Source organism: Kribbella sp. CA-294648, from assembly GCF_050943845.1.
Lineage (GTDB): Bacteria > Actinomycetota > Actinomycetes > Propionibacteriales > Kribbellaceae > Kribbella.
The window spans coordinates 4,663,140-4,684,380 of record NZ_CP191981.1; the positions used below are offsets into that span (position 1 = coordinate 4,663,140).

Annotated in this window: 19 protein-coding genes; 10 read left to right on the plus strand and 9 right to left on the minus strand. The window is 68.6% G+C overall.

Translation table 11 applies throughout. From position 1 onward, the window contains the following. Positions 1-3 precede the first annotated feature (3 nt). From sufU to ACQPYM_RS22195, 7 genes are read right to left on the minus strand one after another with little or no spacing between them, the layout of a single operon-like run. Positions 4-462, minus strand: coding sequence for a Fe-S cluster assembly sulfur transfer protein SufU (sufU, locus tag ACQPYM_RS22165; RefSeq protein ID WP_433002837.1), 459 nt, complete (start codon positions 460-462; stop codon positions 4-6). A gap of 6 nt (positions 463-468) precedes the next feature. Then, on the minus strand, positions 469-1,725 hold the full coding sequence (locus ACQPYM_RS22170) for a cysteine desulfurase (RefSeq protein ID WP_433002840.1): 1,257 nt from the start codon (positions 1,723-1,725) through the stop codon (positions 469-471). After that, positions 1,722-2,486 carry a Fe-S cluster assembly ATPase SufC gene (sufC, locus tag ACQPYM_RS22175; RefSeq protein ID WP_433002843.1) on the minus strand — a complete coding sequence of 255 codons (765 nt, stop codon included), beginning with the start codon at positions 2,484-2,486 and terminating at the stop codon, positions 1,722-1,724. The genes ACQPYM_RS22170 and sufC overlap by 4 nt, the downstream gene beginning before the upstream one ends. A 24-nt stretch (positions 2,487-2,510) precedes the next feature. After that, positions 2,511-2,846 (minus strand): non-heme iron oxygenase ferredoxin subunit, encoded by a 336-nt coding sequence (locus ACQPYM_RS22180; RefSeq protein WP_433002846.1) that lies wholly within the window; start codon positions 2,844-2,846, stop codon positions 2,511-2,513. Positions 2,847-2,848: 2 nt separating this feature from the next. Then, complete coding sequence (gene sufD, locus ACQPYM_RS22185; RefSeq protein WP_433002849.1) at positions 2,849-4,042, minus strand: Fe-S cluster assembly protein SufD; 1,194 nt, start codon at positions 4,040-4,042, stop codon at positions 2,849-2,851. Beyond that, a complete protein-coding gene (gene sufB, locus ACQPYM_RS22190) occupies positions 4,042-5,454 on the minus strand; it encodes a Fe-S cluster assembly protein SufB (protein WP_360273441.1) in 1,413 nt (470 codons plus the stop codon). Before sufB ends, sufD begins: the two co-directional genes overlap by 1 nt. Next, entirely contained in the window at positions 5,451-6,179 is a 729-nt protein-coding gene (locus ACQPYM_RS22195; RefSeq protein ID WP_433002853.1) for a helix-turn-helix transcriptional regulator, read from the minus strand. Before ACQPYM_RS22195 ends, sufB begins: the two co-directional genes overlap by 4 nt. A 117-nt stretch (positions 6,180-6,296) precedes the next feature. Between ACQPYM_RS22195 and ACQPYM_RS22200 the strand changes: the two genes are divergently transcribed. The 3 genes from ACQPYM_RS22200 (at position 6,297) to ACQPYM_RS22210 (ending at position 8,860) form a co-directional block, all read left to right on the plus strand. Beyond that, positions 6,297-7,013 carry an ABC transporter ATP-binding protein gene (locus tag ACQPYM_RS22200; RefSeq protein ID WP_433002856.1) on the plus strand — a complete coding sequence of 239 codons (717 nt, stop codon included), beginning with the start codon at positions 6,297-6,299 and terminating at the stop codon, positions 7,011-7,013. 118 nt (positions 7,014-7,131) lie between these two features. Beyond that, a complete protein-coding gene (locus ACQPYM_RS22205) occupies positions 7,132-7,908 on the plus strand; it encodes an ABC transporter permease (RefSeq protein ID WP_433002859.1) in 777 nt (258 codons plus the stop codon). Between the two features lie 25 nt (positions 7,909-7,933). Continuing rightward, complete coding sequence (locus ACQPYM_RS22210; protein ID WP_433002862.1) at positions 7,934-8,860, plus strand: COX15/CtaA family protein; 927 nt, start codon at positions 7,934-7,936, stop codon at positions 8,858-8,860. Here the strand turns inward: ACQPYM_RS22210 and ACQPYM_RS22215 are convergent. Together ACQPYM_RS22215 and ACQPYM_RS22220 are read right to left on the minus strand one after the other, a co-directional pair. After that, on the minus strand, positions 8,853-9,947 hold the full coding sequence (locus ACQPYM_RS22215) for a ScyD/ScyE family protein (RefSeq protein WP_433002864.1): 1,095 nt from the start codon (positions 9,945-9,947) through the stop codon (positions 8,853-8,855). The two genes, ACQPYM_RS22210 and ACQPYM_RS22215, sit on opposite strands and share 8 nt — an antisense overlap. 251 nt (positions 9,948-10,198) lie before the next feature. Beyond that, positions 10,199-11,113, minus strand: a complete 915-nt coding sequence (locus ACQPYM_RS22220; protein ID WP_433023357.1) for a heme o synthase — start codon at positions 11,111-11,113, stop codon at positions 10,199-10,201. 438 nt (positions 11,114-11,551) lie between these two features. Between ACQPYM_RS22220 and tkt the strand changes: the two genes are divergently transcribed. The 7 genes from tkt to ACQPYM_RS22255 all read left to right on the plus strand — a co-directional run bounded on the left by tkt (position 11,552) and on the right by ACQPYM_RS22255 (position 21,170). Continuing rightward, entirely contained in the window at positions 11,552-13,768 is a 2,217-nt protein-coding gene (gene tkt / locus ACQPYM_RS22225) for a transketolase (protein ID WP_433002867.1), read from the plus strand. 35 nt (positions 13,769-13,803) lie between these two features. Then, the gene (tal, locus tag ACQPYM_RS22230; protein WP_433002870.1) at positions 13,804-14,913 is read left to right on the plus strand and encodes a transaldolase; all 1,110 of its coding nucleotides are present in this window, start codon (positions 13,804-13,806) and stop codon (positions 14,911-14,913) included. Next, the gene (locus tag ACQPYM_RS22235) at positions 14,910-16,541 is read left to right on the plus strand and encodes a glucose-6-phosphate isomerase (RefSeq protein WP_433002873.1); all 1,632 of its coding nucleotides are present in this window, start codon (positions 14,910-14,912) and stop codon (positions 16,539-16,541) included. The genes tal and ACQPYM_RS22235 overlap by 4 nt, the downstream gene beginning before the upstream one ends. Before the next feature lie 159 nt (positions 16,542-16,700). Next, positions 16,701-18,248 (plus strand): glucose-6-phosphate dehydrogenase, encoded by a 1,548-nt coding sequence (gene zwf, locus ACQPYM_RS22240; protein ID WP_433002876.1) that lies wholly within the window; start codon positions 16,701-16,703, stop codon positions 18,246-18,248. Continuing rightward, positions 18,245-19,483 (plus strand): glucose-6-phosphate dehydrogenase assembly protein OpcA, encoded by a 1,239-nt coding sequence (locus ACQPYM_RS22245; protein ID WP_433002879.1) that lies wholly within the window; start codon positions 18,245-18,247, stop codon positions 19,481-19,483. The genes zwf and ACQPYM_RS22245 overlap by 4 nt, the downstream gene beginning before the upstream one ends. Continuing rightward, positions 19,480-20,274 (plus strand): 6-phosphogluconolactonase, encoded by a 795-nt coding sequence (pgl, locus tag ACQPYM_RS22250; RefSeq protein WP_433002882.1) that lies wholly within the window; start codon positions 19,480-19,482, stop codon positions 20,272-20,274. Before ACQPYM_RS22245 ends, pgl begins: the two co-directional genes overlap by 4 nt. Before the next feature lie 77 nt (positions 20,275-20,351). Continuing rightward, a complete protein-coding gene (locus tag ACQPYM_RS22255; RefSeq protein WP_433002885.1) occupies positions 20,352-21,170 on the plus strand; it encodes an isocitrate lyase/PEP mutase family protein in 819 nt (272 codons plus the stop codon). Positions 21,171-21,241 lie beyond the last annotated feature (71 nt).

The window sequence follows — 21,241 nt, forward strand, 5'->3', positions numbered from 1 at the left end:
TGGTCAGACATTGCTGGCTCCTTCTTTCTTGGCTAGCGCTTGGGCGGTGGCGTCGCGCCAAGCCGACCAGCCCAGCAGTGCGCATTTCACCCGGGCCGGGAACTGCGCGACACCCGCGAAGGCGACGCCGTCTTCCAGAACCTCTTCGTCCGGTTCGACATTCCCGCGGCCCTGCATCAGTTCCAGGAACTTCTCGTACGTCGCCATGCCCTCGGCGACCGGCTTGCCGATCACCAGGTCACTCATCACCGAGGTGGCGGCCTGGCTGATCGAGCAGCCGACGCTGTGGTGCGTCACGCTGGTGACCTTGTCGCCATCGAGCTCGACGCGGAGGGTGACCTCGTCCCCGCAGGACGGGTTCACGTGGTGCACCTCCACGTCGTACGGGTCCGCCAGACCCGCGTGGTGCGGGCTGCGGTAGTGGTCCAGGATGATCTCCTGGTACAGCGAATCCAGCTGCATAAGACGTCAAGCCACCTTGAAGAACGATCGGACGAAACCCAGGCCGTCGACCAGCGCGTCGATCTCCGCGGGCGTCGTGTAGAGGTAGAAGGACGCCCGCGTCGAGGACTGTACGCCGAACCGCTCGTGCACCGGCCGCGCACAGTGGTGCCCGGCCCGTACCGCTATTCCACGGGTGTCCAGCACGGTCGCCACGTCGTGCGGGTGGACGCCGTCGAGCTCGAAGCTGATCGCGCCACCGCGGTCGGCGATGTCGGTCGGGCCGAGGATCTTCAGCCCCGGCACGGTCTGCAGCCCTTCCAGCGCGTACGCCGTGATGGCCTGCTCGTGCGCCGCGACCTTGTCCATCCCGATGCCGGCCAGGTAGTCCAGCGCGGCACCGAGACCGACCGCCTGCGCGATCGGCGGCGTACCGGCTTCGAAGCGGGCCGGCGGCGGGGCGTAGGTCGAGCCGGTCATCCGGACGACCTCGATCATCTCTCCCCCGCCCAGGAACGGCGGCAGCTCGGCCAGCAGCTCGTACCGGCCCCAGAGCACGCCGATACCCGTCGGGCCGACCGCCTTGTGGCCGGTGAAGGCGAGCAGGTCCGCGCCGAGCGTCGAGACGTCGACCGGGAACTGCGGCACCGCCTGCGAAGCGTCGACGACCACGGTCGCACCGACGGCGTGGGCCTTCGTCGCGATCTCGGTGATCGGGTTGATCGTGCCGAGCGCGTTCGAGACCCAGGTCAGCGAGACGATCTTGGTCCGCTCGGTGATCAGGTCGTCGATGGCCGACAGGTCGAGCCGGCCCTCATCGGTCACGCCGAACCAGCGCAGGGTGGCGCCGGTCCGCTCGCAGGCGAGCTGCCACGGGACGATGTTGCTGTGGTGCTCCATCTCGGAGATCACCACCTCGTCCCCCGGCTTCAGCGCCGCGCCGAGCGTGTGCGCGGCCAGGTTGAGCGCCTCGGAGGCGTTCTTGGTGAAGACGATCTCGTCCCGGTTCTGCGCGCCGATGAAGGCCGCGACCTTGTCCCGGCCACCCTCGTACGCCGCGGTCGCCTCCGCACCGAGCTGGTGCATGGCGCGAGCCACGTTGGCGTTGTGCAGCAGGTAGTGGTCACGCAGCGCGTCGACCACCTGGACCGGCTTCTGCGAGGAGTTCGCCGAGTCCAGGTAGACCAGCGGGAAGCCGTTCGCCAGCTCCCGCGCGAGGATCGGGAAGTCCGCCCGGACCGAGTTCAGGTCCAGCGGACTGCTGAAGGTCCGGGCGTCCGTCATGCCTTGGCGCCTGTCTTGAGGAAGCGCTCGTAGCCGTTGGCCTCGAGCTCGTCGGCCAGCTCCGGGCCACCCTCTTCGGCGACCTTGCCGTCGACGAACACGTGCACGAAGTCCGGCTTGATGTAGCGCAGGATCCGGGTGTAGTGGGTGATCAGCAGAACACCCTTGTCGCCCTGCTCGGCGAACCGGTTGACGCCAGTGGAGACGATCTTCAGCGCGTCGATGTCGAGGCCGGAGTCGGTCTCGTCGAGGATCGCGATCTTCGGGTTCAGCAGCTCCAGCTGGACGATCTCGTGCCGCTTCTTCTCACCCCCGGAGAAGCCCTCGTTGACGTTGCGCTGACCGAAGTCGGCGTCCATGTCCAGGTCGGACAGCGCCTTGTTGACGTCCTTGACCCAGGTGCGCAGCTTCGGCGCCTCGCCGTCGATCGCGGTCTTGGCGGTGCGCAGGAAGTTCGACACCGACACGCCGGGGACCTCGACCGGGTACTGCATGGCCAGGAACAGGCCGGCCCGGGCGCGCTCGTCGACGGCCATGGCGAGCACGTCCTCGCCGTCGAGCGTCACGGTGCCGCTGGTGACGTTGTACTTCGGGTGGCCGGCGATCGAGTACGCCAGCGTGGACTTGCCGGAACCGTTCGGGCCCATGATCGCGTGCGTCTGACCGGCAGCAATGGTCAGGTCGACGCCGCGCAGGATCTCCTTCGGGCCGTTCTCGGTGTCGACCGACACATGCAGGTCGCTGATCTCGAGTGTCGCCATGAGTTTCTTCTATCTCCGTCTTTACTAGGAAGCCTGGTTGAGGGGGTTCTTGACGTCGACCAGCAGATCGGCGCCGTCGACCCGGACCGGGTAGACCGGCACCGGGTCGTAGGCCGGCAGGCTGGTCGGCTCGCCGGTGCGCAGGTCGAACCGGGAGCCGTGCAGCCAGCACTCGATCTCGCAGTTGCCGACGTCGCCCTCGGACAGCTGGATCTGCGCGTGCGAGCACTCGTCGCGGACGGCGAAGTACTGGCCTTCGCTTTTCACCACCGCGACCTCGACGCCACCGACCTCGGTGGCGACGACGCCTTCGTCGGGGACGTCGGCGACAGCGCAAGCGCGTTCGAACGAGTCGCTCATGCCTAGGCCTTGGCCGCCGCGGCGCTCAGCTCTGCCGTCCGGGCCAGCTTCTGCTCGATCACGTCGTGCAGGTGCTCGGTGACCTCGGCGACGCCGATCCGGCCGATGATGTCGTTGAAGAAGCCGGACACCACCAGACGCCGTGCCTCGTCCTCGGGGATCCCGCGGGCCTGCAGGTAGAACAGCTGCTCGTCGTCGAACCGGCCGGTCGCCGAGGCGTGCCCGGCGCCCTCGATCTCGCCGGTCTCGATCTCCAGGTTCGGCACCGAGTCGGCGCGGGCGCCGTCGGTGAGCACCAGGTTCCGGTTCAGCTCGAAGGTGTTGGTGCCCTCCGCCGCGGCCCGGATCAGCACGTCGCCGATCCACACCGAGCGGGCGTGGTCCCCGGCCAGCGCGCCCTTGTAGAGCACGTTGGACTTGCAGTTGATCGCCTCGTGGTCGACGAACAGCCGGTTCTCGTGGTGCTGCCCCGACTCGGCGAAGTACACGCCGAGCAGTTCGGCGTCGCCACCCGGACCGGCGTACCGGACGTTGGTGGACAGCCGGACGATCTTGCCGCCGAGAGTGACCGCGACGTGGTTCAGCTTGGCGTCGCGGCCGATCACGGCGTCGTGCTGACCGACGTGGATCGACTCGTTGTCGCCCTGCTGGATCGACACCACGCGCAGCTCGGCGCCGTCACCGACGACGATCTCGACGTTGGCGCCGTACTCGCCGGAGCCGGTGTGGTCGATGATCACGGTCGCGCGGCTGTGCCGGCCGGCCTCGATCACCAGGTGACCGTAACCACGGCCGCCCAGGCTCGCGACGTTCACGTGCACCGCCTCGGTCAGCTCAGCCTCGACCGGGATCCGGACGGCCGTCGCGGCACCCGCGTGGGTCCACGCGACAGCGGCGATCCGGTCCTGCGGGGTGAGCGCCTTGACGGCGTCCACGGCGATGCTCTCGATCACGACGCCGTCGGGGCCGTGCGCGTCGATCTTCGGGGTCTCGGTGCCGGCCTCGTCGGCGAACAGCGCCTTGAGGGCCTTGACCGGCGTAAAGCGCCACTCCTCTTCACGGCCGTTGGGCACCGGGAAGTCGGCGACGTCGTACGACGTCGTCCGCTCGCTCCGGGCCTGCAACGGCACCGGCGAACCCGGCCCGTGGGAGTGCGCCTGGTTACCGGTCGCAACCAGGGTTTCGGTGGCTGACATCAGCCGACGGCCCCTTCCATCTGCAGCTCGATCAGTCGGTTCAGTTCCAGCGCGTACTCCATCGGGAGCTCGCGGGCGATCGGCTCGATGAAGCCGCGGACGATCATCGCCATCGCCTCGTCCTCGGCCATCCCCCGGCTCATCAGGTAGAAGAGCTGGTCGTCGCTGACCTTGGACACGGTCGCCTCGTGCCCCATCGCCACGTCGTCCTCGCGGACGTCGACGTACGGGTAGGTGTCCGAACGGCTGATGGTGTCGACCAGCAGCGCGTCACAGCGCACCGTGGACTTGCTGTGGTGCGCACCCGGCGCCACCTCGACCAGACCCCGGTACGACGTCCGGCCGCCACCGCGGGCCACCGACTTCGACACGATCGAGCTGGAGGTGTACGGCGCGTTGTGCACCATCTTGGAGCCGGCGTCCTGGTGCTGGCCCTCGCCCGCGAACGCGACCGACAGGGTCTCGCCCTTGGCGTGCTCGCCCATCAGGTACACGGCCGGGTACTTCATCGTCACCTTGGAACCGATGTTGCCGTCGATCCACTCCATCGTCGCGCCCTCTTCGCAGGTGGCGCGCTTGGTGACCAGGTTGTAGACGTTGTTCGACCAGTTCTGGATCGTCGTGTAGCGGCAGCGGGCGCCCTTCTTCACGATGATCTCGACCACCGCGGAGTGCAGCGAGTCCGACTTGTAGATCGGCGCCGTGCAGCCCTCGACGTAGTGCACGTAGGCGTCCTCGTCGACGATGATCAGGGTCCGCTCGAACTGGCCCATGTTCTCGGTGTTGATCCGGAAGTAGGCCTGCAGCGGGATGTCCACCTTGACGCCCTTGGGCACGTAGATGAACGAGCCGCCGGACCAGACCGCCGTGTTCAGCGCGGCGAACTTGTTGTCGCCGACCGGGATGACCGAGCCGAAGTACTCCTGGAACAGCTCCGGGTGCTCGCGCAGGCCGGTGTCGGTGTCCAGGAAGATCACGCCCTGGGCCTCCAGGTCCTCGCGGATCTGGTGGTACACGACCTCGGACTCGTACTGCGCGGCGACGCCGGCGACCAGGCGCTGCTTCTCCGCCTCCGGGATGCCGAGCTTGTCGTAGGTGTTCTTGATGTCCTCCGGCAGCTCGTCCCAGCTGGTCGCCTGCTTCTCGGTGGAGCGGACGAAGTACTTGATGTTGTCGAAGTCGATCCCGGACAGGTCGGCACCCCACGACGGCATCGGCTTGCGGTCGAAGAGCTTCAGGCCCTTCATCCGCAGGTCCAGCATCCACTCCGGCTCGTTCTTCAGGGTCGAGATGCCCTGCACCACGTCGGCACTGAGGCCGCGCTTGGCGATCGAGCCGGCAGCGTCACTGTCGGACCAGCCGAACTTGTACGTGCCGAGCCCTTCGAGCTCGGGGTGAGCGGTTTGCGTCATCGTGCATTCCTCGCAGATTCGCCGTCGGAAACAGGGGAAACCGATGCCGGAGCACCGGGAATGTGCGTCGTACAGACACCGTCGCCGTGGGCGATGGTGGCCAGTCGCTGGACGTGCCGGCCGAGGAGTCTCGAGAACACCTCGGTCTCGGCCTCGCACAGCTGGGGGAACTGCGCGGCCACGTGCGCGACCGGGCAGTGGTGCTGGCAGAGCTGTTCGCCGGCACCGGCTTGCATCGTGGAGGCGGCGTAACCGTCCGCGGTCAGTGCCTGGGCCAGCACCTCCGCCTCCTTGCCCGCGGGCGCCAGCTCGAGCAGCGCCCGGTACCGGGTCTCCACCTCGGCCACCCGTTGCCGGGCGAAGGCCACCACGGCCTCGTCGCCACTGGACTCCGCGATGAAGCGGAGTGCTGTCGCGGCGAGGTCGTCATAGGCCTGGTGGAAGGCGTGCCGGCCGGCATCGGTCAGCACGAAGACCTTGGCGGGACGGCCACGGCCACGGGGGCCGTAGACACGCTCCTCACGGCTCTCGACCAGGCCCTCGTCGAGCAGGTGGTCGAGGTGCCGGCGGACCGCCGCCGGGGTCAGTTCGAGTCGCTCGGCCAGCACCGCGGCGCTGGACGACCCGTTGGTCAGGATCGAGCGGGCGACCCGGTCCCGGGTGGACTCGTCCCGCGCCACAGCGGTGCCCGAGGGCACGCGGCTGCTCTGTGCGGGAGTTTTCACAACATCAGTGTCACCTAAATGCGGAGGGCCTTCAAATAAGGCTGCCCTTACCGCTCCGCCTGCACCTGGGGGTGACCGTGAGCAGCGTCACGCCGAGCCGTTTACTACGCTGCTGCTGTGCCAGTCGCGGTGGAAATCGAGAACCTCGTCGTCCGGTACGGCGAGAAGGCCGCAGTCGACGGCCTCAGTCTCACCGTAACCGGCGGAACAGTCACGTCCGTGCTCGGCCCCAACGGAGCCGGCAAGACGACCACGGTGGAGACCTGCGAAGGCTTCCGGCGTCCCGACTCGGGCCAGGTCCGGGTCCTCGGCCTCGACCCGATCGCCGACCACGACGAACTGATGCCCCGCATCGGCGTGATGCTGCAGGAGGGCGGCGCCTGGTCGGGCGTCCGCGCGTTGGAGATGCTCCGGTACGTCGCCTCGCTCCATGCCCATCCCCTCGACCTGCCGACCCTGGTCGACCGACTCGACCTCGGGACGTGCGGCCGTACGCCGTACCGGCGGCTCTCGGGCGGGCAGAAGCAGCGGTTGTCGCTCGCGATGGCGATCGTGGGTCGCCCGGAGATCGTCTTCCTGGACGAGCCGACCACCGGCTTGGACCCCCACGGCCGCCGCGAGATCTGGCAGTTGATCCGGGATCTGCGCAACGACGGCGTGACCGTGGTGTTGACCACGCATGCGATGGACGAGGCGGAGCAGCTGTCCGACCAGGTGCATGTGGTGTCAGCCGGCAAGGTGATCGCCTCGGGCAGCCCTGACGTACTGACTGAACACGGTGCGAAGTCGCTGGAAGATGTCTATCTGGCTCTAACGGCTCGGGGGAGCAAGTGATTACTGTGCTTTTGGCCTCGCCTTCGGCTCGGCGGGTCATGAGGCTAACCTCCCGGTCTTCCCTCGTCTCTCCGGTCGCTTCGCTCCCTGCGTTCCTCAGTCCAGACCGGGAGGCCTCATGACCACGTATGCGCCTCATCCGCAGAGTGCTCCGTTGGTGCGGAAGGTCTACTCGCATGCGGTGATGGAGTTTCGTCTGCTGCTGCGCAACGGGGAGCAACTGCTGCTGGCCCTGGTGATCCCACTGGGTCTCCTGCTCCTGTTGGGCGGCACGGGCCTGGGTGATCGGTTACCGCTTGGGGACGGGCCGGCTGTCGACCTCGCAGTACCGCGGGTGCTGGCGCTGGCTGTGTTGTCTTCTTCGTTCACGTCGCTGGCTATCGCCACTGGGTTTGAGCGTCGGTATGGGGTGATCAAGCGGCTCGGTGCTTCTCCCCTGTCGCGGACCGGGCTGTTGGCCGGGAAGATCGGGGCGGTGCTGGCGATCCAGGTGATCCAGCTCGCTGTGCTGATCGTTGCTGGGTTCGCGCTCGGCTGGAAGCCGGTCGGCGGGGCTGCTGCGGTCTTCGGCGTACTGCTGATGGTTCTCTGCGGTACTGCGGCCTTCGCGTCACTCGGGTTGCTGATGGCCGGCGTACTGCGCGCTGAGGCGACTCTGGCTGCCGCCAATCTCCTGTACCTGGTGCTGCTGGTCGGCGGCGCGATCATGACTCCCGTCGAGGAGTACCCCGAGGGCATGCAGGGCGTAGTACGGCTGCTGCCGAGTGCTGCGCTGGCCAACGGGCTGGCGAACTCCACGCTGGAAGGCGTCGTGCCCTGGGCCGCCGCGCTGTCCCTGGCGTTGTGGGCCGGCCTGCTGGGCTACCTGGTGTCACGGACCTTCCGATGGGACTGACGAGAGCCTTCTCTAGAGTGTGCCGGTGACCACGGACGCCCCCACCCAGCCAACCGAACCTGTCAGCGGCTTCTGGCGACTGGTGCCGGAGCCGAGCCTCGACACCGTACGGCGCTGGGGCTGGGCCTCCGTCGCGGTCAACATCGGCATCGTGGTGACCGGCGGGCTGGTTCGGTTGACCGGGTCCGGGCTGGGCTGTCCGACTTGGCCACAGTGCACCGACTCGTCGTACGTGCCGCACGGTGAGCTGGGGATGCACGGCGCGATCGAGTTCGGCAACCGGATGCTCGGGTTCGTGGTCGCGGCCGTCGCGATCTGCACCTGGCTGGTGGTGATGCGGTACCGGCCACGGCGTACCGACCTGCGCCGGCTCGCCACCGCCGCCGCGCTGGGTGTCCCGTTGCAGGCCATCATCGGTGGGGTCAGCGTCCTGACCGGGCTGAACCCGTGGATCGTCTCAGCGCACTTCCTGGTCTCGCCGATCATCATCACGCTGACCGTGGCGATGATGCGACGGTCCCGGACGAGCCCCTATCCGCACACGCCTCCGGTGGTCCGCGCTCTCGCAACCGCTTGTGTGGTGGCAGTCTGGCTGGCCGTTGCCCTCGGCACCTTGGTCACCGGAGCAGGTCCGCACTCGGGCGATCCGGACACAGGTCGGAACGGCTTCGACGAGGCGGTCATCAGCCAGCTGCACGCCGACGCCGTGTTCGCCTTGCTGGGCATCACGATCGCCCTGGTGATCGCCACCCGCGTGACAGCAACCTCCCGCACCCTGCGCAAACTCGCCGCCTGGTTGCTGGCAGCAGAGTTGGTGCAAGGTGCGGTCGGCTTCACTCAGTACTTCACGGGCCTGCCATGGGTCTTGGTACTGATCCACATGTTCTTCGCCGCACTGCTGATCGCCTTGGTCACCGCCGTGTACGGCGAACGCGGCACACCCGCTACCTGATCCGGTAAACCGCTCCGGGACCGAACAGCGGTGACGAGACGAAGACGTGGCCGAACTTGTTGATCTCCGTCCCGGCCGGCAGGTGCAGCTTGCCTCGGGCAAGTTCCTTCTTGTAGCCGGCCTTGTGGTGCTTGCCCGGATACTGGAGGAAGAGCCCGCCAACGGCGGTGGGCTGACCACTCATCTCCCACGCCAGCCAGCCGATGTTGGCCAGCTGGACCACGGCGAGCTTGCCGTGCCTGCCGGCGGACAGGTCGACGATCGAGGTGTAGCCGTCGGCGTACCGCTGGCAGTGGCCCTTGTACGGCTTGGCGGGGTCGCACACCGCGTTCATCGAGCCTGGCTTGATCCGCCAGATCTGCGAGGTGCCAGGCGTCGCGGGAAAGCCGCGGAGTTCGCCCACGTAGTAGTGGCCGTCCGATCCGACGGTCACCGAGGTGGAAACCGCTTCAGCCGGCATCAGCTGGCCACCGAGATTCGCCGGCGCCTTGACGACCCGCGGCTTGAGCCGGGCGACGGTCCTGATCTTGCCGTTCGGCCAGACGCGCAGCAGGTCGTTGCCCGCCGCATCGGCCACCAGAACCGAGCCGTCACGCAGCGTGGCCACGCCGAACGGATTCGACTCGGTCGCCGGTCCCTCCACGTTGTAGGGGTCCGGGTCCTTCAGTTGGTACTGGCCGATGTCGGCGATCTTCAGCGGTGCCTTGCCCGGCCGCAGCTTGAACAAGGACGCACCCCCTGGCGGGAGTGGCTGGCCCGGCTCACCGCCGGCGCCCGTCAAGGCGTACGTCGTACCCCAGCGGTCGGTATCGATCGCCGGCGCGAACCCACCGGGAACCGTGCCGAGCTCCCTGATCCCCTTGTTGGTGCCATAGGCCCACGCCTCGTACACCGAGCCGTCCCCCACGCTGTAGACGACCTTGGCCCCATGAGCCGCGACCCCCCGCGGCCCGTTCAAGCCGGTCACCACGGGCTTCAGGCTGCCGCCGTACCCACCAGACCCCTCGGCCTGACCGGCGACCAGCACCGTGCTGACCAACGCAACGGCCGAAACCGCCGCAATACGTGCTGTCCTTCGTACCCCCACTACTGCCCCCTAGGACTCAGTCCCCCCAGGATGGAGCCGCCCTCCATGGACGTTCCATGGCAACACCACAACCCGTTCAGGTCAACGGGAAAACGCCCTGGCACCGGTCGTTCACGCTGGACACCTGGGGCGACAGAGCAACGATCTCTGCCCTTTCGGGCACCCAGGCCACTACACCCGCCTCCTCTGAAACCGGTTGAGAAGAACTGCCGCAAGGCCGCCTGCCAGACCGCCGTGTTTGTCCCGTGGTGCTAGCGCAGGAGGGGGTCGATCGCGGCGGCGATGAAGAGGAGGGCCAGGTAGATGTTGGAGAAGTGGAACAGGCGCATGGGGCGGAGGGCTGGGCCGTCGGCGCCGGTGTTGGCTCGGGCCAGGAGGGCGAAAGCCTCGCGGAGGAAGACGGCGCCGAGGATTACCGCGGCCAGGGGGTAGACCCAGCCGGTGTTGCCGATCGGCCAGAGGGCCAGGGAGGTGATGACCATGACGATCGAGTACGCCAGGATCTGGCGGGCTGTCTGGACCGGGGTGGCGACTACCGGGAGCATCGGGACGTCTACCGAGGCGTAGTCCTCGCGGTACCGCATCGCCAGTGCCCACGTGTGCGGTGGAGTCCAGAAGAACACCACGCCGAAGAGGACCAGCGGGGTCCATGCCAGTGAGTTGGTGACCGAGGTCCAGCCGATCAGGGTCGGGAAACACCCTGCGATGCCGCCCCAGACGATGTTCTGCACCGTGCGGCGCTTGAGGACCATCGTGTAGCCGAAGACGTAGAACGCGTTCGCTGCCAGCGCGAGCAGCGACGACAGCCAGTTGACCAGCAGCCCCAGCTCGATCGTCGCCAGGATGCCCAGGACGACGCCGAAGATCGTCGCCGAGCGCGGGCTGACCGCGTGCCGGGGCAGCGGGCGGCGGCGGGTCCGGCGCATCTGCTCGTCGATGTCGCGGTCGAGCACGCAGTTGATCGTGTTCGCGCTGCCGGCCGCGAGGATGCCGCCGAGCAGGGTGGCGGCGACGACGCCCAGGCCGGGGACTCCCCCGGCGGCCAGGAACATCACCGGCACCGTGGTGATCAGCAGAAGCTCGATGATGCGCGGCTTGGTCAGACCGACGTACGCCTTGATCACGTCGCGCACGGACGGACGGGTCATCTCCAGGGATGGGTCCATCGGCAGCGGCGCCGGGTACGACGTCGTCGCGGCTGGACGCGGGTCGACGGCCGTCACGAACACCTCGAACTGAGTGGGTTGACGCCGGTGACCGGCGCTGACGGTTCGACAGTCTACGACGCCTCGTAGGAGCAGTTCACACCCACCCGTACCGGCGCGCCGGACAGCCCGCGGAAGCCGGTGACCACGGGCTGAAACGCAGGGCATGACAGGGCGCCGGACGGGTACCCGATGTGATCTGCCAGACGCCCGGGACCGGTCGGGAACAACGACATGCCGGTTGCGGTTGCGGACGTATGGAAGGCGCGGGACGGGCGAGCGGTAGGCTCGCTCACGGTGACGCGGGGCGCGATCGGCGTGGGACCAGTGTGGTCCGGCCGGCCCCTCGGATGCCGAGCAGACGCAGTGTTCGCAGCCATCGAGAGGAGCGCCGCCGGCGTGACGGAGAAGACCAGCCCCAAGCTTGACTGGACCGAGCTCGACAAGCGCGCGGTCGACACCGTGCGGGTCCTCGCGCTGGACGCCGTGGAGAAGGTCGGCAACGGCCACCCCGGTACTGCGATGAGCCTCGCGCCCGCCGCGTACCTGCTGTTCCAGAAGGTGATGCGGCACAACCCGGCGGACCCGACCTGGGCCGGCCGCGACCGGTTCGTGCTGTCGGCCGGGCACTCCAGCCTGACCCTCTACATCCAGCTCTACCTGGCCGGTTTCGGCCTCGAGCTGGACGACCTGCAGTCGCTGCGCGTCTGGGGCAGCCTGACCCCGGGTCACCCGGAGCACGGCCACACCAAGGGTGTCGAGACCACCACCGGCCCGCTCGGCCAGGGCGTCGGCAACGCGGTCGGGATGGCGATGGCCGCCCGCCGCGAGCGCGGTCTGTTCGACCCGGAAACGGCCAAGGGTGAGAGCCTTTTCGACCACCAGATCTACGTGATCGCCTCCGACGGTGACCTTCAGGAGGGCGTCTCCGGTGAGGCCTCGTCGCTGGCCGGCCACCAGCAGCTCGGCAACCTCACGCTGATCTGGGACGACAACAAGATCTCCATCGAGGACGACACCAACATCGCGTTCACCGAGGACGTCGCCGCCCGCTACGCGGCGTACGGCTGGGACGTCCACCACGTCGACTGGACCAACGGCGGCGCCGGGTACGAGGAAGACGTCCAGGCCCTGTACGACGCGATCGAGGCCGGTCGCGCCGTCACCGACAAGCCGACCTTCATCCGGTTGCGCACGATCATCGGCTGGCCGGCCCCGAACAAGCAGAACACCGGCAAGATCCACGGATCGGCCGCCGGCGCCGAAGAGGTCGCCGCGACCAAGAAGATCCTCGGCTTCGACCCGGAGCAGACCTTCGAGGTCTCCGACGAGGTCATCGGGCACACCCGCCAGGCGATCGAGCGCGGCCAGGCCCTGCAGGACGAGTGGACGACGAAGTACGACGCCTGGCGCAACGACTCGGCCGAGCGCGCCGAGCTGTTCGACCGGCTGCAGCAGCGCGACCTGCCGGCCGGCTGGCTGGACAAGCTGCCGAAGTGGGACGCGGACGCCAAGGGTGTCGCCACCCGCGCGGCCTCCGGTGACGTGCTGTCGGCGCTCGCGCCGGTGCTGCCCGAGCTCTGGGGCGGTTCGGCCGACCTGGCCGGCTCGAACAACACCACCCCGAAGGGTGAGCCGTCGTTCATCCCGGCCGAGCACTCCACCAAGGACTTCCAGGGCAACGAGTACGGACGGGTGCTGCACTTCGGCATCCGCGAGCACGCGATGGGCGCGGTCCTGAACGGCATCGCCCTGCACGGCGGCACCCGGCCGTACGGCGGCACCTTCCTGGTCTTCAGCGACTACATGCGCCCGTCGGTCCGGCTGGCCGCGCTGATGAAGCTGCCCGTCACGTACGTCTGGACGCACGACTCGATCGGCCTCGGCGAGGACGGCCCGACCCACCAGCCGGTCGAGCACCTGACCGCGCTGCGGGCGATCCCGGGCCTGGACATCGTCCGTCCGGGTGACGCGAACGAGACCGCCGCCGCCTGGGCCGCGATCCTGGAGAACACCGACCGCCCGGCCGGTCTCGCGCTGACCCGGCAGAACGTGCCGGTCTTCCCCCGCGGTACCGACGGCTTCGCGACCACGGAGAACGTCAAGAAGGGTGGCTACACCCTGATCGACGCCGAGAACGGCACCCCCGACGTCGTGCTGATCGCCACCGGCTCCGAGGTCCAGCTCGCCGTCGAGGCGCGCACCCAGCTGGCCGAGGAAGGCATCCAGGCGCGGGTCGTCTCGATGGTCTCGCGCGAGTGGTTCGACGAGCAGGACGATGCCTACCGCAACGACGTCATCCCGCCGGCGGTCAAGGCGCGGGTCTCGGTCGAGGCCGGGATCGCGATGAGCTGGCGTGACCTGGTCGGCGACGCCGGCCGCAGCGTCGCGCTGGAGCACTTCGGTGCCTCGGCCGACTACAAGAAGCTGTACGACGAGTTCGGGATCACCACCGGCGCCGTCGTACAGGCCGCCAAGGACAGCATCGCCGCGGCCGCCGAGATCGGTGGCTCCGCGGTACCGGCGGGCCGTCGCCCGGCCGGCCCGATCGGTCCTGGTGACGACGAGAGCGTGGCCGCCGACCCGGACGCCGACGCCACCAACGAACGCAACTGAACACCCACAACAGAACATCTCGGAGGGCTTCGGACATGACCGATCGTTTGAAAGACCTCGCCGACGCCGGCGTTTCCATCTGGCTCGACGACCTCTCCCGGCAGCGGCTGACCAGCGGCAGCCTGGAGAGCCTGATCCATGACCAGCACGTCAGCGGGGTGACCACCAACCCGACGATCTTCGCCAAGGCCATCTCCGACGCGAACGCGTACGCCGAGCAGGTGACCCGGCTGGCCGCCGAAGGCGTCTCGACCGACCAGGCGATCCGGGTGATCACCACCGACGACGTCCGCGACGCCGCCGATCTGTTCAAGCCGGTGTACGACGACACCGACGGCGTCGACGGCCGGGTCTCGATCGAGGTCGAGCCCGGCTTGGCCCGCGACACCGAGCAGACGATCGCCCAGGCCAAGGAGCTGTGGGAGACCGTCGGCCGGGAGAACGTGTTCGTCAAGATCCCGGCGACCAGGGAAGGCATCCCGGCGATCGCCGAGACGCTGGCCGCCGGGATCAGCGTGAACGTGACGCTGATCTTCTCCCTCGACCGGTACAAGGCCGTCGTCGACGCGTTCCTGACCGGCGTGGAGAAGGCGATCGACAACGGTCACGACGTGACCAAGCTCGGCAGCGTGGCGTCGTTCTTCGTCAGCCGGGTCGACACCGAGGTGGACAAGCGACTCGATGCCATCGGCACCGATGAGGCGAAGGCCCTGAAGGGCAAGGCCGCGATCGCCAACGCGCGGCTGGCCTTCGAGGCGTACGAGGAGATCTTCGCCTCGGACCGCTGGCGCCAGCTCGAGACCGCCGGCGCCAAGCCGCAGCGCCCGCTCTGGGCGTCCACGGGAGTGAAGGACCCGGCGTACAAGAACACCATGTACGTCGAGGAGCTGATCACCTCCGGTGTGGTGAACACGATGCCGCAGGCAACGATCGATGCGTTCGCGGAGAGCGGCGAGGTCCGTGGCGACACGGTCCGCGGCGACTACGACGCGGACCGCAAGGTGATCGCCGACCTGGAGAAGCTGGGCATCTCGTACGACGAGGTCGTCCAGGTGCTCGAGGACGAGGGTGTCAGCAAGTTCGAGGTCTCCTGGACCGAGCTGCAGGACACCGTCACCGGCGCGCTGAAGGCGGCCGCCAAGTGACCGACGCACTCACTGTCACCGCGTACGGCGAAGGCTGGCGCGAGGTCCTCGACCGGCTGGTCGAGGAGAAGGTCGCCTCCCGGATCGCCGCCAAGGACGCCACCACGTGGGGTCCCGAGGCGGAGTCCGAGTCGGCCATCCGGCTGAACTGGGTCGACCTGCACGACACGTCCCGGCCGCTGCTGGCCGAGATCGAGGCGCTGCAGGCCGACCTCCGGTCCGAGCGTCTGGACCGGATCGTGCTCTGCGGCATGGGCGGCTCGTCTCTGGCACCCGAGGTCATCACCCGTACTGCGGGTGTGGAGCTCGTCGTGCTCGACTCCACCAACCCGAACGTGATCGCCCGGGCGCTGGCCGGTGACCTGCAGCGCACGGTCGTCGTGGTGTCCAGCAAGTCGGGTGGCACGGTCGAGACGGACAGCCAGCGGCGCGCCTTCGTGAAGGCGTTCAACGACGCCGGGATCGACCCCGCGTCCCGGATCGTCGTCGTCACCGACCCGGGTTCGCCGTTCCAGAAGCTGTCGGAGGACGAGGGGTACCGCAAGACCTTCCTCGCCGACCCGAATGTCGGCGGTCGCTACAGCGCGCTGACCGCCTTCGGCCTGGTGCCGTCGGCGCTCGCCGGTGCTGATGTGGCTGAGCTGCTGGACCAGGCCGCTGAGGCAGCACCGCAGCTGCAGGAGGACAGTGCGGACAACCCCGCGCTCATCCTCGCCGCTGTCCTGGCCGGCAGCCCCGGTCGCGACAAGGCCATCATTGCGGCCGGCGGCTCGTCCATCGTGGGCTTCCCCGACTGGGCCGAGCAGCTGATCGCCGAGAGCACCGGCAAGAACGGCACCGGCGTACTGCCTGTTGCTGTGAAGGGCGGGCACGCTCCCGAGCTGCACAGCGGCGCTGGTGATCTGGTCCACGCTCTGCTGGCTGCCGACACCAGTGCAGCCTCTGTCGCTTCCGGTACGCCGACTGTTGTCACCACCGGCTCGCTGGGCGGGCAGCTCCTGCTGTGGGAGACGGCCACTGCTGTGGCCGGCTACCTGCTGGGGATCAACCCGTTCGACCAGCCGGACGTCGAGAGCGCCAAGCAGGCTGCACGCGGTCTGCTGGACGCGCAGCCCGAGCCGGAGGAAGCTGCCTTCGTCGACGGTGCTGTGGAGGTCCGTGGCACCGACGGTCTGCTGGACGGTGTCGACACGGTCGAGGGTGCTCTCAACGCGCTGCTCAGCCAGCTGGACGAGGACGGCTACCTCGCCGTCATGGCGTACCTGGACTCCGAGCGCGACGAGAACCTGCACGCTATCCGGCCCGCCCTGGCGAGCCGCACCGGACGCCCGGTCACCTTCGGCTGGGGACCGCGGTTCCTGCACTCGACCGGCCAGTACCACAAGGGCGGCCACCCGCAGGGAGTGTTCCTGCAGATCACGACGTCGGAGTCCACCGATGTGGAGATCCCCGACCGCCCGTTCACGTTCGGCACTCTCATCTCGGCCCAGGCCGCAGGCGACGCCGGCGTCCTAGCTGACCGAGGCCGCCCAGTACTGCGCCTGCACCTGACGGACCCTGCCACCGGCGTAGAGCAACTGATCTCCCTACTCAACGCAACAGACAAATCGGAGGAAAGCGGCGCATGACTGTGCTTTTGGCCTCGCCTCCGGCTCGGCGGGTCATCGGGCTCAACTCCCGATCTTCCCTCGTCGCTGCGGTCGCTTCGCTCCCTCCGCTCCTCAGTCCAGATCGGGAGGCCCGATGACCGGGCGCCCTCCCCTCATCGCTCAAGGCCGGGAGGCCTCATGACCGAGCTCTACGAGGATTCGGCTCAGCCGGTCAACCCGTTGCGGGATCCTCAGGACCGTCGGCTCCCCAGGATCGCCGGGCCTTGCAGTCTGGTGATTTTCGGGGTGACCGGGGATCTGGCTCGTAAGAAGTTGATGCCGGCGGTGTACGACCTGGCCAACCGGGGGTTGTTGCCGCCTGGGTTCGCGCTGGTCGGGTTTGCCCGGCGGGACTTCAGCAACCAGGACTTCGCTCAGATCGTGCACGACTCGGTCAAGGAGCATGCCCGGACGCCGTTCCGGGAGGAGGTCTGGCAGCAGCTGGCCGAGGGCTTCCGGTTCGTGCCGGGTGACCTGACCGACGACGAGGCGTTCAAGAAGTTGCGGGAGACCGTCGACGAGCTCGACGTCAACCGCGGTACCGGTGGCAACCACGCGTTCTACCTGTCCATCCCGCCGGGGCTGTTCCCGCAGGTCGTCCAGCAGCTCAACGAGCACGGGCTGACCAAGGAGACCCCCGGGTCGTGGCGCCGGGTGGTGATCGAGAAGCCGTTCGGGCACGACCTGAAGAGCGCGCGGGAACTGAACCGCGTGGTCGAGTCGGTCTTCCCGCCCGAGGCGGTCTTCCGGATCGACCACTACCTGGGCAAGGAGACCGTCCAGAACATGCTGGCGCTGCGGTTCGCCAACGCCATGTTCGAGCCGGTCTGGAACAGCCACTACGTCGACCACGTGCAGATCACGATGGCCGAGGACATCGGCATCGGTGGCCGCGCCGGGTACTACGACGGCATCGGCGCCGCCCGTGACGTGATCCAGAACCACCTGCTCCAGTTGCTCGCGCTGATCGCGATGGAGGAGCCGGTCAGCTTCGACGCGTGGTCGCTGCGGCAGGAGAAGAAGAAGGTGCTGGCGGCCGTCAAGCTGCCCGAGCGCCTCGACCTGCACACCGCCCGCGGCCAGTACGCCGCCGGCTGGGCAGGCGGCACCAAGGTGAAGGGCTACCTGCAGGAGGACGGCATCCCGCAGGACTCCGCGACGGAGACCTTCGCCGCGCTGCGGGTCGACGTGGACACCCGCCGCTGGGCCGGCGTCCCGTTCTACCTGCGGACCGGCAAGCGGCTCGGCCGCCGGGTCACCGAGGTGGCCGTGATGTTCAAGCGCGCGCCGCACCTGCCGTTCACCAAGACCGAAACCGAGGAACTCGGCCAGAACGCCCTGGTGATGCGGATCCAGCCCGATGAGGGCATCACGATGCGGTTCGGCGCCAAAGTGCCCGGCACGATGATGGAGATCCGCGACGTCAACATGGACTTCGCCTACGGCGGCTCGTTCACCGAGTCGTCGCCGGAGGCCTACGAGCGGCTGATCCTGGACGTGCTGCTCGGCGACCCGCCGCTGTTCCCGCAGCACACCGAGGTGGAGCTGGGCTGGAAGATCCTCGACCCGGTGATCAACTACTGGGCCGAGCACGGCAAGCCCGAGCAGTACGCGTCCGGCGCCTGGGGCCCGGACTCCGCCCACGCGATGCTCGCCCGCGACGGACGCGCCTGGAGGCGGCCATGATCATCGACCTCACCGGTACGACGTCCAGCGAGATCGCGTCGGCGTTGCTCAGGGCCCGCCGCAACGCCGGTTCGCCGGCGATGGGCATGGTCGGCACGGTCGTGGTGGTGGTCGACGAGGCGTCCCACCACGACGCGATGAAGGCGGCGAACGAGGCCGGCCGCGAGCACCCCTCGCGGGTGCTGGTGGCGATCCTGCGTCCCGGCCGCGGAACGGGTGGGCTGGACGCCGAAGTACGGGTCGGTGAAGGGATTCCGGGCGAGGCGGTGCTGCTGCGGCTGCACGGTGAGCTCGCCAAGGTCCCTGAGTCCGTCATCACTCCGCTGCTGCTGCCGGACTCCCCCGTCATCGTCTGGTGGCCGGGTGGCGGCCCTGCAGTGCCGAACGAAGACCCGCTGGGCGCATTGGGTCGCCGCCGGGTCACCGACGCGGCTGCTGGCCGTAGGGGTGCTGTGGACTTCACGGCACGGGCCGAGGGCTATGCGCCGGGCGACACGGACTTCGCCTGGTCGCGGCTGACGCCGTGGCGTGCGCTGATGGCAGCGGCACTCGACCAGTACCCCACGAAGGTCAGCGGCGCCGAGGTGGTGTCGGCCAAGGGCAACGCGAGTGCGGATCTCATGGCCGCCTGGCTGCAGTGCCGGCTCGGCGTACCGGTTGAGCAGCGGGTGTCGCGGGGGCCGGGCATCACCGCGGTACGGATGTTCACTCCGGCCGGTCCGATCTCGTTGACGCGGCCGGACGGTTCGGTGGCGACGTTCAGCATCCCTGGTCAGCCTGACCGGCCGGTGGCGCTGAAGCGGCGCAACACTTCCGAGCTGCTGAGCGAGGAGCTGCGACGGCTCGACCCGGACGACGTGTACGCGCAGACGCTGGCGTGCATGGTCAAGCGGGAGAAGATGCCCGATTCGGCCAAGATTGTGAGCGAGGCTGACCGGCGGTCCGTCCAGAGCGCGGCCGAGAAGGCAGCCAGCCGTACTGCGAGTGTCGCGGGCAAGGCAGCTTCGTCAGCGCTCGAGGCAAAGGCTGCCGGGGCCGGCCGGAAGTCGGCGGCCAAGAAGCCGGCTGCGAAGAAGGCCACGGCCAAGAAAGCGGTTCCGGCGAAGACCAGCGCGGCGGCCAAGTCCGCGCGCAAGGCGGGTGCGGCCAAGCAGGCGGCGCCGGCGAAGAAGGCAGCGGCCAAGAAGACGACCGCCAAGACGGGTACGAGCAAGAGGGTGGCCGGGCGCTCATGACCGAGGCTGCGCCCACCCCACCGCCCCGGTCGATCCTGATCAACCGCGACGCCGAGGGCCTGGCCCACGCCGTCGCGGCCAGGCTCATCACCAAGCTCGTCGACGTACAGAGCAGCGGCCGGGTCGCGCAGGTCGTCCTGACCGGCGGCCGGGTCGCGGCGGTCGTCTACCGGGCAGTGGCGGAGTCCCCTGCCCGGAGCGCGATCGACTGGCGCCGGGTCGAGTTCTGGTGGGGCGACGAGCGGTTCCTCCCCGAGGGTGACCCGGAACGCAACGCCACCCAGGCGTGGGACGCCCTGCTGTCCCACGTGGACGTTGACCCGGCTCTGGTGCACGCGATGCCTGCCGACACCGGTCAGGGCGCGGAGGCGGCCGCGGCGGCGTACGCCGAGACGCTGGCGGCGGCAGCCGGTCCGAGAGACGGCGCGGTCGACGGCGAGGCCAACGGACCCGCCTTCGGCGACGGCGTACCGGCTTTCGACGTACTGATGCTCGGTGTCGGGCCGGACGGGCATGTGGCTTCGCTGTTCCCGGACAACCCGGCGCGGATGGTCGTGGACACCTCGACGGTCGCAGTGCACGACTCCCCCAAGCCGCCGCCGACCCGGGTGTCGCTGACGTTCCCGGCGCTGGCGAACGCGCGAGAGACCTGGTTCGTCGTGTCCGGTGAGGACAAGGCAGACGCGGTCGCTGATGCGTTGTCCGGGACCAGCGACCTGCCTGCAGCGGTGCCGACCGGCATCGACCGCACGCTGTGGCTTCTCGACGAGGCCGCCTCCTCGAAGCTGTGACAGTCTCGAAGCTCTGACAGTTCGGGGCTCTGACAGTTCGGGGAAGGCCGAACCGTGCCGGTGGCACGATGGCGGTCATGACGACGTTTCGTGAACTGCACAACGCGAAAACCGGCTTCGTGATGCCCAACGCCTGGGATGCGGGCAGCGCCGTGCTGCTGGCCGAAGCCGGTTTCCCGGCGATCGCGACCACGAGTGCGGGCATCGCCTTCTCGCTCGGCAAGGGCGACCACACCCTGCCCGACGGGGCTCCGGCGGTGTCCCGCGAGCAGATGTTCGAACGCATCCAGCAGATCGCCGAAGCGTCCGGCGTACCGGTGAGCGGGGATCTCGAGGACGGGTACGGCGCCCGACCCGAGGCCGTCGCCGAAACGATCCGGCTGGCCCGCGAGGCAGGCCTGGCCGGCGGCAACATCGAGGACTACGACGGCCGCAGCCTGTACGACGAAGCGCTGTCCGTCGAACGCATCAAGGCAGCCCGCGAGGCGGCCGGTCCCGACTTCGTCCTGACAGCCCGGACGGACGGGCAACTCCTGGCATCGCCGACCCCACTGGCAGACTCGATCCAGCGCGCCAACCTGTACCGCGAAGCCGGCGCCGATTGTCTCTACGTGCCCGGCGTGAACGACCTCGACGCCATCGCGACGCTGGTCAAGGAGATCGACGGCGCGGTCAACGTGGTGATGGGCCTCGGCTCGAGCGCTCTCACCACTCACGACCTGTTCGCCGCCGGAGTTCAGCGCATCAGTCTGGGCGGCAGCATCGCCCGCGCTGCTCTGGCCTTCATCCGCACCGCAGCCGAGGAGCTACAGACCGAAGGCACCATCACCTTCGCAATGAACCAGATCCCCCAGGCCGAACTCAACGAACTCTTCGGCCGCCCTATGAGGGGCTAACCCCTGAGAGGACGGGTTGCCCAGCCAGATTCTGAGCAGGCAACCCCGCCGCTGAGGGGTTGACCCCTGAG